This is a genomic window from Yersinia entomophaga, from assembly GCF_001656035.1.
GTDB lineage: Bacteria > Pseudomonadota > Gammaproteobacteria > Enterobacterales > Enterobacteriaceae > Yersinia > Yersinia entomophaga.
This window is the reverse complement of the sequence record NZ_CP010029.1, coordinates 735,113-750,234: the sequence shown is the minus strand read 5'-3', so window position 1 is coordinate 750,234 and position 15,122 is coordinate 735,113. Positions and strand designations below refer to the sequence as shown.

Below are 15,122 nucleotides of genomic sequence, written 5' to 3'. Positions count from 1 at the left end.
AAAGCAGAAAACCTGCCGAAGCAGGTTGTATTTTTTCATTGCATCAATAGTCCATTGATGTCGATATTTTGGCCCCGCCCTTTCCCGATATCACCTGGCGGCCACCGGTCTTGCTATCAATCAAGGTCAGCTCTATCTCTGTTTTATTGCTCTCCATCGCCTGCGCAATAGCATTAGCGATATCCAGGCTACTGCTACTGGCCTTTGATGATGGCGATAAAATAGAAGGTGGGTTCCTGGCTATAATTCCGGTACCCGGATCTGGGCGAGAATTAAGGTTATCAGGTGCGCCAGTCGTATTGGGATCATTGATGGGCAATTGATAAGGGGGTAGTCCCGGCATAATCTTCCGAAGATAATGACGCGTTTCGGCAGGTGCTTTTTCTAAGCCCTGCTTTTTGACGTTATTCGGTCCCCAGTTATAAGACGCAACAGCCTTATTGACATCACCATCGAACATTTTAAGCAAATCAGAAAGATACTTGGCTGCGGCTTCGCTTGATTTATTGAAGTCCATACGATCTTCTGTGGTATTTAATCCGTAATCCCTGCCCGTTGGAGGCATAAACTGGAACGGCCCCTGAGCGCCTTTCGGTGACAGTAGGTTTTTACCCCGGTTAGATTCATTCAGGTAGACACGATCAAGCAGAGTCGTGGGAAGATTGTACTGCGACTCTAACTGTTTTAACCTCGCCTGCTGCTGATCTTCACTAGGAAGCATGTAAGACGTATTTGCGGGGGCGGCTAGCTTTTGTTTTTCTTGCTCATCTTTAGGGCCATAATGCCGCTCATACTTTTTACGATAACCATCGGTCATCATGCCGTAGTCCAACCCGACTTTATCCCATTCACTCAATGATTTATAAAATTCAGGGTCGTTATAGCCACGGCGTAACTGGTTAGCCTCATCGCCCCGATTAAACCCCAGTAAATGGGAAAGAGATATACTGTCTACACCATTGGATACCACATCGGTCGCCCCCTCAATCCCGTCTTTCACTGAACCATCGGATAATATCGCAGCATAGAATTTATTAGAGGCTCGCTGCTTTAACCCATCCCAAGCTGCGCTCACCTCAGATAACTGGCGATCCAGCTCGGTGAGTTGTGCATTGGTCTGAGGGTCAACCGTTAAACCGAATTTATCCGCCTTTGCCAACAGCTCTTTGTATTGAGAGCCTTCGCGCATTAACGAAAGAAGGTTTTCGTCTAGACCTAATGCATCAGCCAATGTCTTCTGCGTCTGCGGGGCAAGCTTAGGGAATATCTTTGCCACGTTTTCCAGCGTTTTGTACACATCTGCCGTGCCGTCTTTGAGTCGTTCAATTTTAACCCCGTTCTGAGCCAGCAATGCCTGTGTCGTATCATTACGCGCCCATAATGGGTCATTAAACGTCTTATATAATCCCTCTACAGATTGCCGGGCTGAATCACTATCGATCCCCAATATCTGCATCGCACCGCTGATCCGGCTAAAATTATCAACCGACATACCCGCATTTTTTGCCGCCGTATCCAGTTGATATGCATTACCGGCCGCCTCGCCCAGCCCTCTGGCTAAACCGTGGATAACATACCCACCGGCCGCGGCTATACCACCAAACTTTAACGCCTTACCACCTAATTCCCCGACCATTTTTAATGGCGGTACCAGATCACCAATAAACTGGACGCCTTCACGCGCGAACTGTCCCATTCCTTGCAGTTTATCGTTGATACTATCCAGACCTTCGACGGACTCTTGCCCTCCCAGTTTTAAGCCATCGCGGGTCTTATCCAACTGGGGAACCAGTTTCTTTACCGCCTCGTCAATACGGTGAATAGTCGCCGTTACCTGATCGTTGGCCACCAGTTCAAAATCAAAAGCGTTACCCATTTTGTTTATCTGCCCTTATTTTGTTGATCCGCTGAGCCTGCTCACACCACCATAACAACCTGTTGTAGGTCAGGGACCACGCATCGGCTGGCCCCCAACCGTAGTAATAGGTCACATCGGCCAGCGTTTCTAACCAACGTTCTCTGGCGGGGAGTAGGTTAAAAAACCCATCATGTAGACCTCGCAGGCTTTGTAGTCGGTGAAAGCCATCTTTTTAATGGCCTCACGCGGCACACTGGACACCAGAGAAATTAATAATCCCATCGCACTGAGTGCGCCAGACTTGGCCTGCTCGTCATAAAACTGCTGAACCTGAATCAGTACCGGCTCACCGAGTTCGATGGTTTCATAAGTAGTCTTGTTGGCTTCATAGCTAATAGGCTTAACCAGCGTAATTGTTTTACTGCGTTCTAATTCCGACATCTTAGTTCTCCGTGACCGAGCCGCCTTCCCAGCGAATATCCGCTGTCGCTTCCGTACTATCCACTTCCTGCGTGTTCACCGACCACATACCGCTGCCGATAATGGTCTTGCCGTTCGCCAGTTCGCAGATAATGCTGACGTTGGTCTGCTCGTTAAAATCACTGATTGAGGTGCCCCCGCTGTCGCGGATCTGGCAGGCAATAAACGGGGCGCTGAAGGTTTCTTTATAACCGTGTACCCCATCCATGCCGGTTAACGTCTCACGCTTGACCCGTGACGGGCTGTATTTAAACTGCCCCGCCACCATGATGGTCAGTCCGTCTACCGTGACAAAGGCGGTACCGGCCAGACGGTTTCTTGTATCACCCATAAAATCGATCCCTTATGCTGACGCCTGCAGGCGGAATTGGTTAAGAACAGCAAAAATACGTAACTGATTAATCAGGACGCCGGTCCACAGCACATCGACCCGATTGGGGTTGCTGGCGCTCTTTTCGACAATCAACCCTTTGGCAAAACCTTTCGCATCCTGCACATAGCCGTTAAATTCCAGCGCCTGATACTGGGCAATCAACTCGGCGCGGATCACGTTGGGCGTGATAATGGCTGATCCGGGGGCGAAACGGGTACCGTCAGCAGCGAGTTTCATGCGGGCAAATTTCGAGGTCACTTGAGTTCGCATATAGCGAGTAACAAACATCAGCAAAAACAGCGTTTCAATCTGCAAATAGCTGTCATCCTCTACGCCAAATCCGTTTTTCTGGTAGGTGGTAATGATATTCTCCACTTGCACCGTACCGTCATCGGCCACCGTGACCGTGGATATGCCGCTATGCAGCAGGTTATTACGCTCGGTCAGAGTAAAGCGGCTGGCCAGTGGCGGAGCCAGCACACCGGCGATACTCAGCGTTTGCAACGGACGCCCCGGATCGTTACGCAAACTTTGTGCAATCGCGCCGACATAAGCCGCTGACCAGATGTAACTTGGTGTTGGCGAGCCATTCACCCCCAATAGGGAGGCATGCTGATCGTTACGTAATTCCCCAGCTGCCGTCAGTTGGCCGTAAGTGCCCGATTGGGCGGCAAAGCTGTGACCATACAACTGTTCGGCGTAACTCCAACGACCGGTACTGTCCGATAAAAAGTCTTTGAGTTTATTCAGAGACGCCGTATCGGTGTACGGATTGATGATGAAATCAAAGGTGCGATCCTGCAAATTAGCCAGGGCATCATCCAGCTCCGGCGCACCGGCACCGCCCGACATCGGGGTGATCGTCAACGCCAGACTGTCCGGCGTATTTTCCCCACCGGCACTGCCCAGATAGTTCAGGCGCACATCAATCGTGTTGCCGTGAGCACCTTTATTTTTGGCGGTTAAGGTAATCACCCCCGCCTCCGCCGTCGCTATCACGGGTAAAGCCGTGGCCGCATTAATTGCTGCGGTCAGCGCCTTAGCAATGGTGGCAACGTCATCAGTGGCCACCACCGCAATCTGCACCCGAATACCGGCGATATACAGCGAGATCACCCCCATGGCCGATGCCGGGGTGGTGACCGTGATTTTTCCGGTTGCTGCCGCCATCGCCTCTGTATCACTCAAGGGTAAGATATAAATCTCACCGGCGGTGTCATTGGCCAGATACGCGGCCATTTGCCCCTGCAACATCGAACCCGCACCGCATAACCCGGCCACGGTGGCCACAGAAGAAACCAGTACCGGTACATTGGGTGGAAGTGTGGCCGTTGCCAGCATTTGCCCGATAATTAAGGTGCGCTGCATGGTGGTTGCCGAGTTTGCCTGAGAATTATCAAACTCGGCGAAGAAAAGCGGCGTCCGCAGGTTGTTCGGAATATGGCTAAAAGGAAGGGTCATTATGGTTTTTTCTCCACTTGGGTGGCTTCAGGCGCGGGTTTCACTTTCGGCTCTGGAACGCGCACCACGTCACCGTCATTCAGCCGGCGGCGCCAAAATGAATTGTCGGGAACCTCTGCACCGGTTTCGGGCAAAAAGGTGCCCTTCACCGGATCGCGTACTGATCGACCGGTTACGGGTTGTACAATCATGGAATTGACTCCTAAAGGTTGATAGCTACCAGCGGTTCTGGTGTGCCATCGGGCATGGCAATAGTGACGTCAATACCCGCCAGCGGCTCGGCATCGATAGGATAGAAATCTTCCGGGCCTTGGTAATATTCAATATCCAATTCCATCAGCAGTTGAGCCATATGCCCTTCGCCCGAGGAATCAATATCAATCGTGGAGCGTACTCGCGCGAATTGCTGAATTTTCCGCGTCAGTTCATAGCTATTAATCACCGCCCGCTCGACCTGATCGCGCAACCGCTCTAAGGCCAGCTCCGCTTTTACCGCGCCATCATCGGCGAGTTCACTGTCAAACGCTTGCAGGCGACCAGTGATACGAACGGTAGTGATGGTATTGAACTGCGGGGCGTTACGACCCAGTGACTGTTTTTCCTCAATCAAGGTTTGGATCAGCAGTACCGGATACATCTCTTCGGTGGTTGGCCAGTCACGCGGAGAATAAACACGGTGATCTGCGTCGGTATTCCCCTGTAGAGCCGCCACCACCAGTTCTCTTACCTGGGCGGTATTCATGTTTTTTTGACCTGATTAAGAATCAGTTTACTGCCGCCGTGACTATCGGGCTGAACGTCCGACACGGTGAACAGCGTATTGATGGTCACGCCACCGGCCACAGCAATAAATACCCGGTCACCCTGTTTAGGCGGTGAACGAAACTCACTGTCTCTTACGCCTAAAACCGGCTTAGTGGTATTGATGGTGCAGCCATCATCGAGCGGTTCAATATCTTGCGTATACGCCCGGTCAAAAATACCGCTGACGGTGTAAGGAGTACCGCGTGTGGGCCGGTATTCAACCGGATCGCCAAATACCGAATGCAGTGGCGCGAGAAGATGCTGATCCCAGTGGATGCCCATACGCTAGCCTTCCTGAGTGACGATAACGCCATTGTTAACCTGAATCATCGGCGCACCGGCTGCTTCGCGGGCAGCGGCTTGCTTTCTCAAGTTATCCAACGTAATGACAAAACCTGCATCAATCAGAGTGACTACATCGTCAAGATCATCGAGAACCAAGGTATTGCTTTCGAGATAGAGCTTGTCGTTATGCTTCACTGAACGCCCCTTAAGCACCACAACCGTCGTGCTGAGAGAGTTCGTGTCACCGGGGAATTCCTGATCTTCTCCATCAGGTGTTTCTAACTGAGTGTCAGTCCCTTCTAGCTGTTCCACAGGGATAGTTTTCTCTATCTCTACCCCTGACTCATCCGGGATATCTTTTTGCTTCGCCATCTCACACCACCTTTGCGCAGAGAGTGGCATTGACCCGGCTTGGAATCACCAGCGGGGAAGATTGCATCAGCAAGAAACGTTGAGCCGGATCTTCCTGAAGCCAGCTTTTCGGCGCATAGGCCATGGGACCATAGTTGAAGGCCGGATCGAGAATAGCGGCAAAGCTGCGCGTTCCCATCAAATCGGCACCGGACATAATGACCACGCCATCCGGCAGCATCGGTTTCTCAACCCCATCAACCGGGTCAATGTACCAATCGTTATAGAGCCACAAATCAAACTGACCCCAACGGCCTTTATACACCGCGCCTTTGCCCACGCGCGCACCGGCATCAATCTGATTGCCAAACGGGCTTAATGCCGGGAAGACGATGGCGTTGTCTTTGATGGTGGTATCCAGTCGGAACGCGCGCCATGACGAGGTGGTAAACACCAGGTCGGTCACGACTGCACCAGAGTCTTTCAGTACCTGAGTCTGCCACAACTCAATATCTTGCGAAGGCTTGTCGTTGGTTGCCCCTGCCGCAACCACCATCGGCCATTTGTCACTACCACTGAGGGCGACGGTTAACGCGGCAGAACGACCAAAATCAATCACCGTGGTGTCAAAACCTTCACCGGTGACGGTGATGGTACCGGACGCCAGCGCATTGGCGGCCATCCACTCCAGTCGGCGGTTGACCATATCGATCTGATCGGCCATTTCGAATTGCAGATTTAGCATTTCACGCTCGGCGGCGGTGTACTCGCCACCAATCCGCTCACCAATCTGGCGACGGATTGGCTTACGCAGATCAGGTGCGCGCTTATCTTTGATATAAGGCGGTTTGAAGGTATTGGTTTGCAGACGGCGACTTTCTACCAGCTTGCCCTGCACCAGCGGCGAAACAAATGGCGCCATTCGACGCTGGCCCACATCCACATCGATAGACACAAACTCTGTGTCAGAGGTCACAACATTGGGGAAAAATCGATCCAGTAAAAAGTTTTGTGAGGTTTTCAGGTTGGGGACAGTTTGCACCAGCACATTGGTATCAAAAATATTCATGAAATCTCTCTATAAAATAGCCCGACAGCCTGCGCTGCCGGACGGAATGAAGACGTGCAATGCCCTACCAAAGAAATGGCATCAGTCAATACAGACAAACAGAGTTAGGTATTAGAGGCGGTCAGGCTGTCACGGAGGAAAATAGAATACGGACGAAGAGCCACAGCAAGATCGGCCAGCGTCCAGCTGTCATCAAAAATAACCCGATGTTGATTAAACTCGCCCATCAGATAAACCCCAGCCTGAACTGCACCAGTCGTGGCATCGGCGTTATCAACCAAAATAGCGCAAGGTACTTGACTGCCATCCGTCGCCGTTTTAACCGATTGGATATAGGCTTTAGTCGTCGTGATTTGCCCCAAAACCGTACCGCGTAGCAGAACACCCGCAGAAAGGCTGACGGTATCAGTGACAAGTTGCAGAGGCCCACTGACCAGTTGATCCGGAACAAAAACCGCCTGAGTGACGCCGGGAGTAAAACTATTCTGTCCTATCTCATTCATGATTTTTTACCTACCGTTTGGTTATACAAACCCGTCATTTTACTGATCAGCGCCTGAGCCGAGCCGCTTGGGGCATCGGCAGCATCCTGACCCACTTGCACATTCCCCAACGCCTGCATCCGCTCATCCAGAGAACGCTTGCGAGGGGTTGAGGCTGCGGGTGCCACCGCTGCGGTCGAGGCAAGAACGCGAATTACCGCAGATGAACTCATGCCGGAATGAAGCGCCAATGAAGCGGCTAAATCCACGCGACCCGCTGCATGTTTGCTGCCAAAAATCCGTGCACAGCGCTTACGCTCAGCCCGACGCCCCTTTTTAACATTGCGGTCTTCGTCTTCATCATCGCCGTCATCGTCTTCCCCCTCATCCGCATCGGCGTCATCGCTGTCGTCTTCTGCATCAGGGTCTTTTTCATCCTGATCGTCATCATCACTTTCAGCGCAACGCCCCTTGGCTTTTTTGCCGTTTTTTTCCTCGTCTTCGTTATCGTCCTGATCCTCATCGTCTTCAGCGCGGCGGCCTTTAGCCTTCTCCGACTTTTCCTTATCCTCTTCATTTTCTTCAGATGCCTTGGCACCACGGCCAAACAGGTGAGAAAAACCTTTAATTTTCGCCATTACTCTTCTCCAACTTGGTTTAATAAATCGCGGAATGCGGTATCCGGTGAGGCCACTTCATCAGCCAGCCCCAGTTGCACCCCGTCAGCGGCCAATAGGCAGGCGGCCTGGGTATCCCGAATGGTTTTTTCTGCTATCCCGCGATTGCGGGCAACGGTACTCACAAATAAGCGCCCCATCTCATCAACATCAGACTGAATGGATTTCTGCGCCTCTTCGCTTAATGGGGTGTAAGGGTTAGATTCAGCCTTGCGATCGCCGTAGGTAATGATGGTGACCTGCAGGCCATCGGCTTTGATACGCTGCGACCAATCCACATGCATCACAATCACGCCCACCGACCCCACACCACCGGTTCGCGGTACCACGATCCGGTCGGCGGCACTCGCCAGCGCGTAAGCCGCCGAATAGGCATTCTCTGACAGAATGGCCCAGATAGGCTTTTGCCCACGAGAAGCATAGATTTCATCGACCAAATCAAAACAGCCCGCGACTTCACCGCCGGGCGAATCAATATCCAGACAAATACCCTTGACGGTTTTGTCCTCCAGCGCCCGGAGAAAACAGGCGCGGATGCCGTCATAGCCCGTCATGCCACTGTAGGGGCGCAAACTCCCCAGTTTCTGCACCAAGGTGCCCTGAATAGGAATGATGGCAATCCCCTCCACGACGTCATAGCCGGTATCCCGGCCTTTGCGGGTAAAAACTTCATCATCGTCGTCACCCCAGTCAGTACTGGACTGAATGCGGGTCAGGCCGAATCTGTCGGTCAGCGCGGCCATCACCACTTCCGCTTTGCGCGGATGTAGCGCCAGCGGGGTATTGAACAGCCGCTGAGCCAAGTGCGGTAAATTCACGGTGCCTCCGGTTTTTGTTGTTGGTCAGGTGCAAAGGTTTCGGCTTGCAGCCAGGTGGGGATAGGTAAATCGCGTTCGATATAGGCCTGACGTTCACGCTGGCGCTGATCCAGCAATTCTTCCCAGTCTTCGCCCACGTTTTCGGCCGCCTCCATTTCGAGGGTGGATAGCCCGGCTTCCATGCCCAGAATAGCCCCTTTCTTCTCGGCAACCGGATCGACCCAGCCACGACCCGGCCCCATCCATTGCGCACGGCAATACGCCGCTTTCGCCGCCAGAAAATCCGGCGCACCAGTGGGCAGCGGGACTTCGCCTAAATCATGTAACTCTTCGATAAAACACGACAACACCGGCTGGGCGATCCCCGCGGCAAAGTCATCTCGTCGTCGGGTCAGGGTTTTCCACGCCTCCAGCATGGCTGAACGGGCTGAACTGTAATTCACATCAGACCAGTCCTGCGTTAACTGCTGGGTGGAAATGCCCAGTGCCGCCGCTACATTGCGCAAAGCGGCGCTTTCAAACGCCGTGAAGTTACTGGTGGGTCTGGCCGCGTTAAGCGTGGTCATGGACTCCCCCGGTGCAAGAATGGGAATACGCGCGCCGGACTGCAGAGAAATTCGCTTCTCATCATGAAACTCTCGGCGCAGATCCTGATACTTGCTGACATCATCGTTATCCAGCGCATCACCGACTAACTGAGGGTCATAGGGTGAGGTGATATAGGCGGCAAACACGGAATTCAGAATGGAAGATTCCAGTTCAACCTGGTCGTACTTAATCAACATTTTCAGCCGCTGCACTATCGGGGTAAAAATACTGATGCCCCGATGTTGGGAAGCCCGCTCTGCGTCAAAATCATGAATAACAATCGGACGTCCCCACGGCGTTTCACGGGGAATACGCTCCCAGGTCATGGTTGCCGCACCACTCCACCAGTCACCCATATGAGCCTTGCGGATGTGGTAGGCCACCGGCACGCCATCTGCATCGATTTCCACGCCACCGCGAATAGTCGGCATATCAAAATTCTGCTGCGGATTACACAACCGGTCTGGGTCAACCACCTGCATCGCGGTTGCATATTGCGCCCGTCCGTGACCAAGACGATCGGGGCGATATTGCATGACGCACAGCGCATCGCCGTCCGTCAGTTTGTGGCGAAAGGCCAGTCGCAACATCTGGGAGACGGTTTTCTTGCGCTCCACATCGCTATAGCGCCCCGGATCATTTGCCCAAGTACGCCACCCCGATTCCACCGCGCGGCCATATTCATCTGCCCATTTGGCATCGAAGGCTTTATTGCCGGTAATCAACGCCAGAGTGCGATAATCCACTTTAGCCAGTGGACGAAAATCCGCCCCAACAGCGTTATCCAGAATGCGCGTAACACTGCCAGACGCCCAGCCATCGTTACGCACCATATCGCGAACGCGGGAAACCACCCGGTCACGATAAATATTAATTTCATTATCCGGCGACCATAGCGCCGGTTGCCAGTTAGCCATTGAATCGCTGAATGAATCAGCAGCGTCGTAAGGCACACCACCCGATCCGTTTAGCATGGATGCACGGGAGCGTGAGGGTGCCAGTGGGCGGCCATCCGGCCCCAATATCCTCACTTCATTTTTCATCAGTAACGAAACCTCAGCGCCCTGCGTGGACGCTTAACGATGCCTAACTGAGCCTGCAAAAGCTGAATAAGCCCCACAAGGCCACTGATATCTGTCTGTTGATAGGTCACTGACCGAGTGCCATCACCCTGTGCATAAGAAAACGACACCCCTTTAGCGCCGGATGACAACTCGATATAAGCCTGCTGCGCGCGGGTTAATGCTTCCTGTAATTGGGCGCGAGTCATCGCACCAGCCAACAGGCTGGTGTTTGCATCGAACATAGAAATCCTTATGCCAGCCGTCTGGCAATGCGTTTAGGTGAAGGAGGATCTGATTCTTTGATAATGGCTCCGGGCAGGCGCAGACTGTTTTTTTCTTCGACCTCAACTGGCGGTGGTAACAACCGCTCGGGGTGAGTCAGAATTTTGTCTGCGGTTTGATTGAGTTTGAAACCCAAATGCAGCAAACCACATAAAGCCGCGTAGCTGTAGACCCGGCAATCCAGCGCCTCATTAGCCCGACCCGGTAGTTGCTCCCAGACCCGATAACGTTGCCCACCTGAAATTTTGACTACCGAACGCTCCGCCAGTAATTGGCTGAAATAATGCAGATCCCGATCGGCTGGAAAGTGCATGCAGCCCGCCGATTCGCTACCCGGTGCAGGGAGATCAATATGCAGACGAGAACGAATGGCATCTTTAGCCGCATTAACGCCTAAAATAATCGGCCTGAACTGGGATTTTGAACGGGACGAAGGCTTTTTAGTCGGCCAGACCGGAGAGCGTTTCCCCCCACGCGCGGATTCCCCTTTTATCGCCCAAATACGCCGACCAAGCCGCTCTTTGGCAAACTCGTACACCTTCTGGGTATGGTGACCACCGGAATCCATGCAAGCGGCCATAATGGTAAAACCTCTGCCATCAGCTCGCCGCCAAATTTGTTTCAGATAGGCGTCCAGCCGCAACCAAGGCTCGTCAGTTTGCAAATCCCCCTCAATGACATCAAAAGCAACTGACCAGCTTTCTTCATTTTTGCCCCACCCCGTCACCTCAATTTCAAAGCGGTCATCTTGCGTATCAATACCGGCGGTTAATACCGCCACACCATCCGGCACTTCTGCGGCGAAGAGTTCACAGCGTTCAATCAGTTTCTTTTCGCTCAGGGCTTTCTCGCCGCGATCTTCATAAGGTTCACCCAAGACCAGGTTGATAAAGGTCTGGCGCATTAAAGCGTCATCTTTTACCCGCAACCATTCAGCCACCAGATATTTCCATGCCGCATTAGGGAACAGGCTGTATCCCGCCCAGATATGAAAACCGGCATGACCGCTAAATGGCCGGGTCGCCAGCCACCTTCCGCCTTTCACCATCCCGGCTTTATCATTGTGATGGATCACGCAACCGTTATGGCGGCAAACATAATAGGCGGTATCCGGCAGCCCGTTACCCTCGGTATCTTTATCCCATTTGATGCCGTAAGGCGTATCTGGTCCACCCCATTCCAGCGTTTGATATTCGCCGCACTGCGGACAAGGAACGTAATACTTCCGCTGGTCGCTCTCATCGTAGGCTTTTTCAATTCGGCTGATCCCTTTAACCGTGGGCGTCGAACCCAGCACTATTTTGCGGTTCCAGAAGGTTTCAGAACGTTTGGTACCCAGCGCTATTTGGTCGCCATCCACCCCAGCACCGGAAACAGGGTAGCCATCCACCTCATCGAACAAAATGATGCGACAGGTAATACGCCGGAAACCGCCAGGGCTATTAGCGCCTACCAGGGTCAGATTCGAACCGTTGAGAAATTGTTTTTTCAGGATAGTTTGATTGCTGCTTTTGGCTTTCAGATCGCCCGAGATCGCTTTTAAGGCCGGAGTATCGCGCAGCATCGGGGTAATTTCGGTTTTACTGTAATCCTCAGCATCTTCGACCCGAGGCTGAACCACCAGAATTGGCGAGGGGTCATGTGCCAGATAATAGCCAATCACATGGTCGAGAATTTTGGTGTAGCCGACGCGGGCTGATTTCATCACCGAAACCTGTGTAACACGGGGATCGGTAATCGCATCCATCATGCCATCCTGATAGGCAAAGGAACGAAAGCGGCCAGTTTGCGCGCTGGTCTCTTTGGACAATACCGCGTACTTGTTGGCCCACTCGCTCAATGACAACGGCTCGGGCGGTTTGATATTGCTTCTTCGTTGATACAGCTCTTTGGTGAAATTATCCCAGGCCGATAAATTAGCTGTCCCCTCGGGTGTTATCGGTATCAAGGCTTAATTCCTCCATTGCCTCATAAACCACTTCTTGCAGTGCTGTCACAAACCCCGCGTCGTCGGTGGTTGAGGCCAGAACCCTCAAGCGGGGACCCTGTTCTGGAGCGATAGCAATCAACCGGGTTCGCATACGGGAATACTCTTGCCCTACCGCCTCGGTCATTTCTTTATAGGGGAGTACCTGCCCGGATTTGATCTCGTACTCAAGCCTGGTAAGCAGCGCCAGAAAGTTTTCTTTCATTTCGCGGGCTTCATCGATGGTCATATCGACGCCGTTCTCGGCAATCATCTTCTCGACAATTTTGGCTGGTGACTCCGCCGGATCGCCGTCGGATTTGTTACCCAGTCTGTTACCCTTGCGGTTGTTACCCGGTTTGTTACCTTGCATGTTACCTGCGGCTTTTTTCTCTGGTCGGGTAACAGTTTTGCGAAAGCGCTCAATGTTAGCGTTTGAAGCCTCAACATCGATGTCATCACCGGCCAGAACCAGCCACCCGCGCGCCTTCCACGTCGTTACCGTTTTGCGGCTGACATCGTGAAGTTTGGCAAAATCTGACTGATTCATCTGTTACCTCGTTGTTACCTGTTACCCAAATTTCAAAAGTTCATAGCTAGACGCAGAACGCGGCGCGCAATGCCCGTACATTAGAAAAGTCGCAGGAAGGACCCAAAAAATTCCGAGCGGGAATAATTATCATTTGGCAGTAGCTAGCGCATTCTGAATGGCTTTGCTCAACTCACCCGGCATCAATGCCGCTGCCATAGCGCTGGCGCGGTCCATATATCCCAGCGTCGGTTTAACTGCCAAAGCATCACCAAACTGAATTAGTAGCTTAGGCGCTCTCTGCTTCTGCCTGGCTCTATGCACCCCGTTAGGAGAGCGCTTCTGACGCTTCTTAGCCTTTTTGCTCTTCTTGCCTTTCTTACGCTGAAAGAAACCACTAACGCCATTCACCTCCCCCACAAAGACATTTCTTTAGCCTTGAGCTGCTGCGTTTTATTGCGGGCTAAGTTCCCAAACTTATTCAACTTAATGTTCTTGGGGTTAAGCAGCGCCTGACCATTGAGCTTGTGCTGACCGCCGAACTCGAACGGTTCGAGATAACTGGCAGCAATATCACGCACAAACACTCTGGCCTGCAATCGGTCTTTGCGGGCACCAAACGAGCCAACAGAATTAACGGTGAAAGGGGTCGGATTATCCAGATTGCGCTGCATACCCACTTTCTGAGCGGCGGCAATCTGGCGAGCAACACTGGTTAGGGCCTGAGCAGCAGCAAAAGGGATCTGCTTTTTAATCTGCTGGAGCTGATTAGATAAATCCTTAAGAGTTGCCATGCTCTATCCCTAAATAGAAAAGCCACCGGCTTATAGGCCAGTGGCTTAGATATGTAAAAATGTGCTAAAGCTTAACCCCGATGTACTAAAGCAAATGATGATTTCTTTCAAAATCTTTGACTATTATATTCATAATTTTCTTTCAATACCCCAAGAGTATCTCTGCAATCAGCGAGATTTCCCCATACTAGAAAGTATGGCATCAAGACCATTAGATAAATTCGTTTGTTTTTGAACATCACTACCAAGAATATGTTCAATAGAATCTAAATAATACCTTACCCCATTAACATCCTTCCAATATAGTAGCCAATCTCCAGAGATTGAATTTTCTTTGGCAAAACTCCTTTTCGCGATTGCATCAATAGACTGTCGCATTTCATTTTCAAATTGCTCCATATCTGTATCCGCTGCGCATGCAGAACACTGTGCAGCTAACTCTCTAATTTCACGCGATTTAAGCACTCTACCCCTTGATAACAGATATTGTCGCAAAGCCTCTCTGGCTCCTCTTGCAATAAGATCCTTTTCATTTTGTTTTTTTCTCGGGTTTTTCAGATTTCAACCTCAAGAAATTATACATTCCTGTCATATTGTCTTCTGCCACATGAATGTGCCAAATATTTGAAAGTTTGCCTTTCAACTCCCTCTCATCCATGTGCATTAAACGTGTTGAAGGAGCTACAGGCTTGTCTTCCAAATACCGCATTGCCTGCATAACATTACGAGCAAAAAAACCAGGGCCAGATTGAATATCTTTGTCTATTTTAGAGTTTAAGTGCGACGAAATCCTATCCTTAAAATCTTCATCAAACATCAGTTAAGCTCCCCACCATTAATAAGCTTTACCACTACACTTTATTTTTCTTCAACGCTATAGTTTAAATAAAATCGGACAAACGATTGGCGTGAATTTGCATTTGTGGGCTATCTTTCACATGCCCATCTAAGCGAGATCAAGTATCCGTCGAGTTTACCTTTAATTGTAATTGGAAAGTTTTAATATTCCCAAAAACAGACGTTCCTTGGTCATTGAAGCGAGTAATACTAAGTAACAGGTTATCACCGTTAATTTTTTATCTTTAACAGTCACAATTCCTATACCAGAATCCTGCTGGTTACTTTTGGGATTTACGTGATACAGTCCATCTTTCATTAAATACACCTTTAAGGTTATTATTTATTTAAAAACCTCATGAGAGTAGACTGGATTTTGCTCTAACTTCCGAATAAATAATTAA

General features: G+C 51.1%; 19 protein-coding genes and 1 pseudogene. All 20 read right to left on the bottom strand.

What is annotated here, in order from left to right; all coding sequences use genetic code 11:
• Positions 1–43: 43 nt before the first annotated feature.
• On the bottom strand, positions 44–1,876 hold the full coding sequence (locus tag PL78_RS03555) for a transglycosylase SLT domain-containing protein (protein WP_064513174.1): 1,833 nt from the start codon (positions 1,874–1,876) through the stop codon (positions 44–46).
• A gap of 129 nt (positions 1,877–2,005) precedes the next feature.
• Positions 2,006–2,299, bottom strand: a complete 294-nt coding sequence (locus PL78_RS03550; protein ID WP_064513172.1) for a phage tail assembly protein — start codon at positions 2,297–2,299, stop codon at positions 2,006–2,008.
• Between the two features lies 1 nt (position 2,300).
• Positions 2,301–2,669 (bottom strand): phage tail tube protein, encoded by a 369-nt coding sequence (locus PL78_RS03545; RefSeq protein ID WP_064513170.1) that lies wholly within the window; start codon positions 2,667–2,669, stop codon positions 2,301–2,303.
• Positions 2,670–2,681: 12 nt separating this feature from the next.
• A complete protein-coding gene (locus PL78_RS03540; protein WP_064513168.1) occupies positions 2,682–4,172 on the bottom strand; it encodes a phage tail sheath subtilisin-like domain-containing protein in 1,491 nt (496 codons plus the stop codon).
• Positions 4,172–4,363, bottom strand: coding sequence for a DUF2635 domain-containing protein (locus PL78_RS03535; RefSeq protein WP_064513167.1), 192 nt, complete (start codon positions 4,361–4,363; stop codon positions 4,172–4,174). Before PL78_RS03535 ends, PL78_RS03540 begins: the two co-directional genes overlap by 1 nt.
• A gap of 11 nt (positions 4,364–4,374) precedes the next feature.
• Positions 4,375–4,914: a hypothetical protein gene (locus tag PL78_RS03530; protein ID WP_064513165.1), complete on the bottom strand. Its 540-nt coding sequence runs from the start codon at positions 4,912–4,914 to the stop codon at positions 4,375–4,377.
• Positions 4,911–5,258, bottom strand: a complete 348-nt coding sequence (locus PL78_RS03525; protein ID WP_064513163.1) for a head-tail joining protein — start codon at positions 5,256–5,258, stop codon at positions 4,911–4,913. The genes PL78_RS03530 and PL78_RS03525 overlap by 4 nt, the downstream gene beginning before the upstream one ends.
• A 3-nt stretch (positions 5,259–5,261) precedes the next feature.
• Complete coding sequence (locus PL78_RS03520) at positions 5,262–5,633, bottom strand: hypothetical protein (RefSeq protein WP_064513162.1); 372 nt, start codon at positions 5,631–5,633, stop codon at positions 5,262–5,264.
• A gap of 1 nt (position 5,634) precedes the next feature.
• On the bottom strand, positions 5,635–6,681 hold the full coding sequence (locus PL78_RS03515; protein ID WP_064513160.1) for a major capsid protein: 1,047 nt from the start codon (positions 6,679–6,681) through the stop codon (positions 5,635–5,637).
• Positions 6,682–6,785: 104 nt separating this feature from the next.
• Entirely contained in the window at positions 6,786–7,184 is a 399-nt protein-coding gene (locus PL78_RS03510; protein ID WP_064513159.1) for a head decoration protein, read from the bottom strand.
• Entirely contained in the window at positions 7,181–7,801 is a 621-nt protein-coding gene (locus PL78_RS03505; protein WP_064513157.1) for a hypothetical protein, read from the bottom strand. The genes PL78_RS03510 and PL78_RS03505 overlap by 4 nt, the downstream gene beginning before the upstream one ends.
• Positions 7,801–8,658, bottom strand: coding sequence for a S49 family peptidase (locus PL78_RS03500; protein ID WP_064513155.1), 858 nt, complete (start codon positions 8,656–8,658; stop codon positions 7,801–7,803). The genes PL78_RS03505 and PL78_RS03500 overlap by 1 nt, the downstream gene beginning before the upstream one ends.
• Positions 8,655–10,289, bottom strand: a complete 1,635-nt coding sequence (locus PL78_RS03495; protein ID WP_201030825.1) for a phage portal protein — start codon at positions 10,287–10,289, stop codon at positions 8,655–8,657. The genes PL78_RS03500 and PL78_RS03495 overlap by 4 nt, the downstream gene beginning before the upstream one ends.
• The gene (gpW, locus tag PL78_RS03490) at positions 10,289–10,552 is read right to left on the bottom strand and encodes a gpW family head-tail joining protein (RefSeq protein WP_064513153.1); all 264 of its coding nucleotides are present in this window, start codon (positions 10,550–10,552) and stop codon (positions 10,289–10,291) included. The genes PL78_RS03495 and gpW overlap by 1 nt, the downstream gene beginning before the upstream one ends.
• Positions 10,553–10,560: 8 nt before the next feature.
• A complete protein-coding gene (locus PL78_RS03485; protein WP_371112917.1) occupies positions 10,561–12,537 on the bottom strand; it encodes a phage terminase large subunit family protein in 1,977 nt (658 codons plus the stop codon).
• Positions 12,509–13,108: a hypothetical protein gene (locus tag PL78_RS03480; protein ID WP_064513152.1), complete on the bottom strand. Its 600-nt coding sequence runs from the start codon at positions 13,106–13,108 to the stop codon at positions 12,509–12,511. The genes PL78_RS03485 and PL78_RS03480 overlap by 29 nt, the downstream gene beginning before the upstream one ends.
• 129 nt (positions 13,109–13,237) lie before the next feature.
• Positions 13,238–13,881: pseudogene (locus tag PL78_RS03475) on the bottom strand (hypothetical protein).
• 168 nt (positions 13,882–14,049) lie between these two features.
• Positions 14,050–14,280, bottom strand: coding sequence for a hypothetical protein (locus tag PL78_RS03470; protein WP_064513150.1), 231 nt, complete (start codon positions 14,278–14,280; stop codon positions 14,050–14,052).
• 130 nt (positions 14,281–14,410) lie between these two features.
• Positions 14,411–14,698, bottom strand: coding sequence for a hypothetical protein (locus PL78_RS03465; protein WP_064513147.1), 288 nt, complete (start codon positions 14,696–14,698; stop codon positions 14,411–14,413).
• A gap of 162 nt (positions 14,699–14,860) precedes the next feature.
• A complete protein-coding gene (locus PL78_RS20720) occupies positions 14,861–15,037 on the bottom strand; it encodes a hypothetical protein (protein ID WP_235600999.1) in 177 nt (58 codons plus the stop codon).
• Between the last annotated feature and the right edge of the window lie 85 nt (positions 15,038–15,122).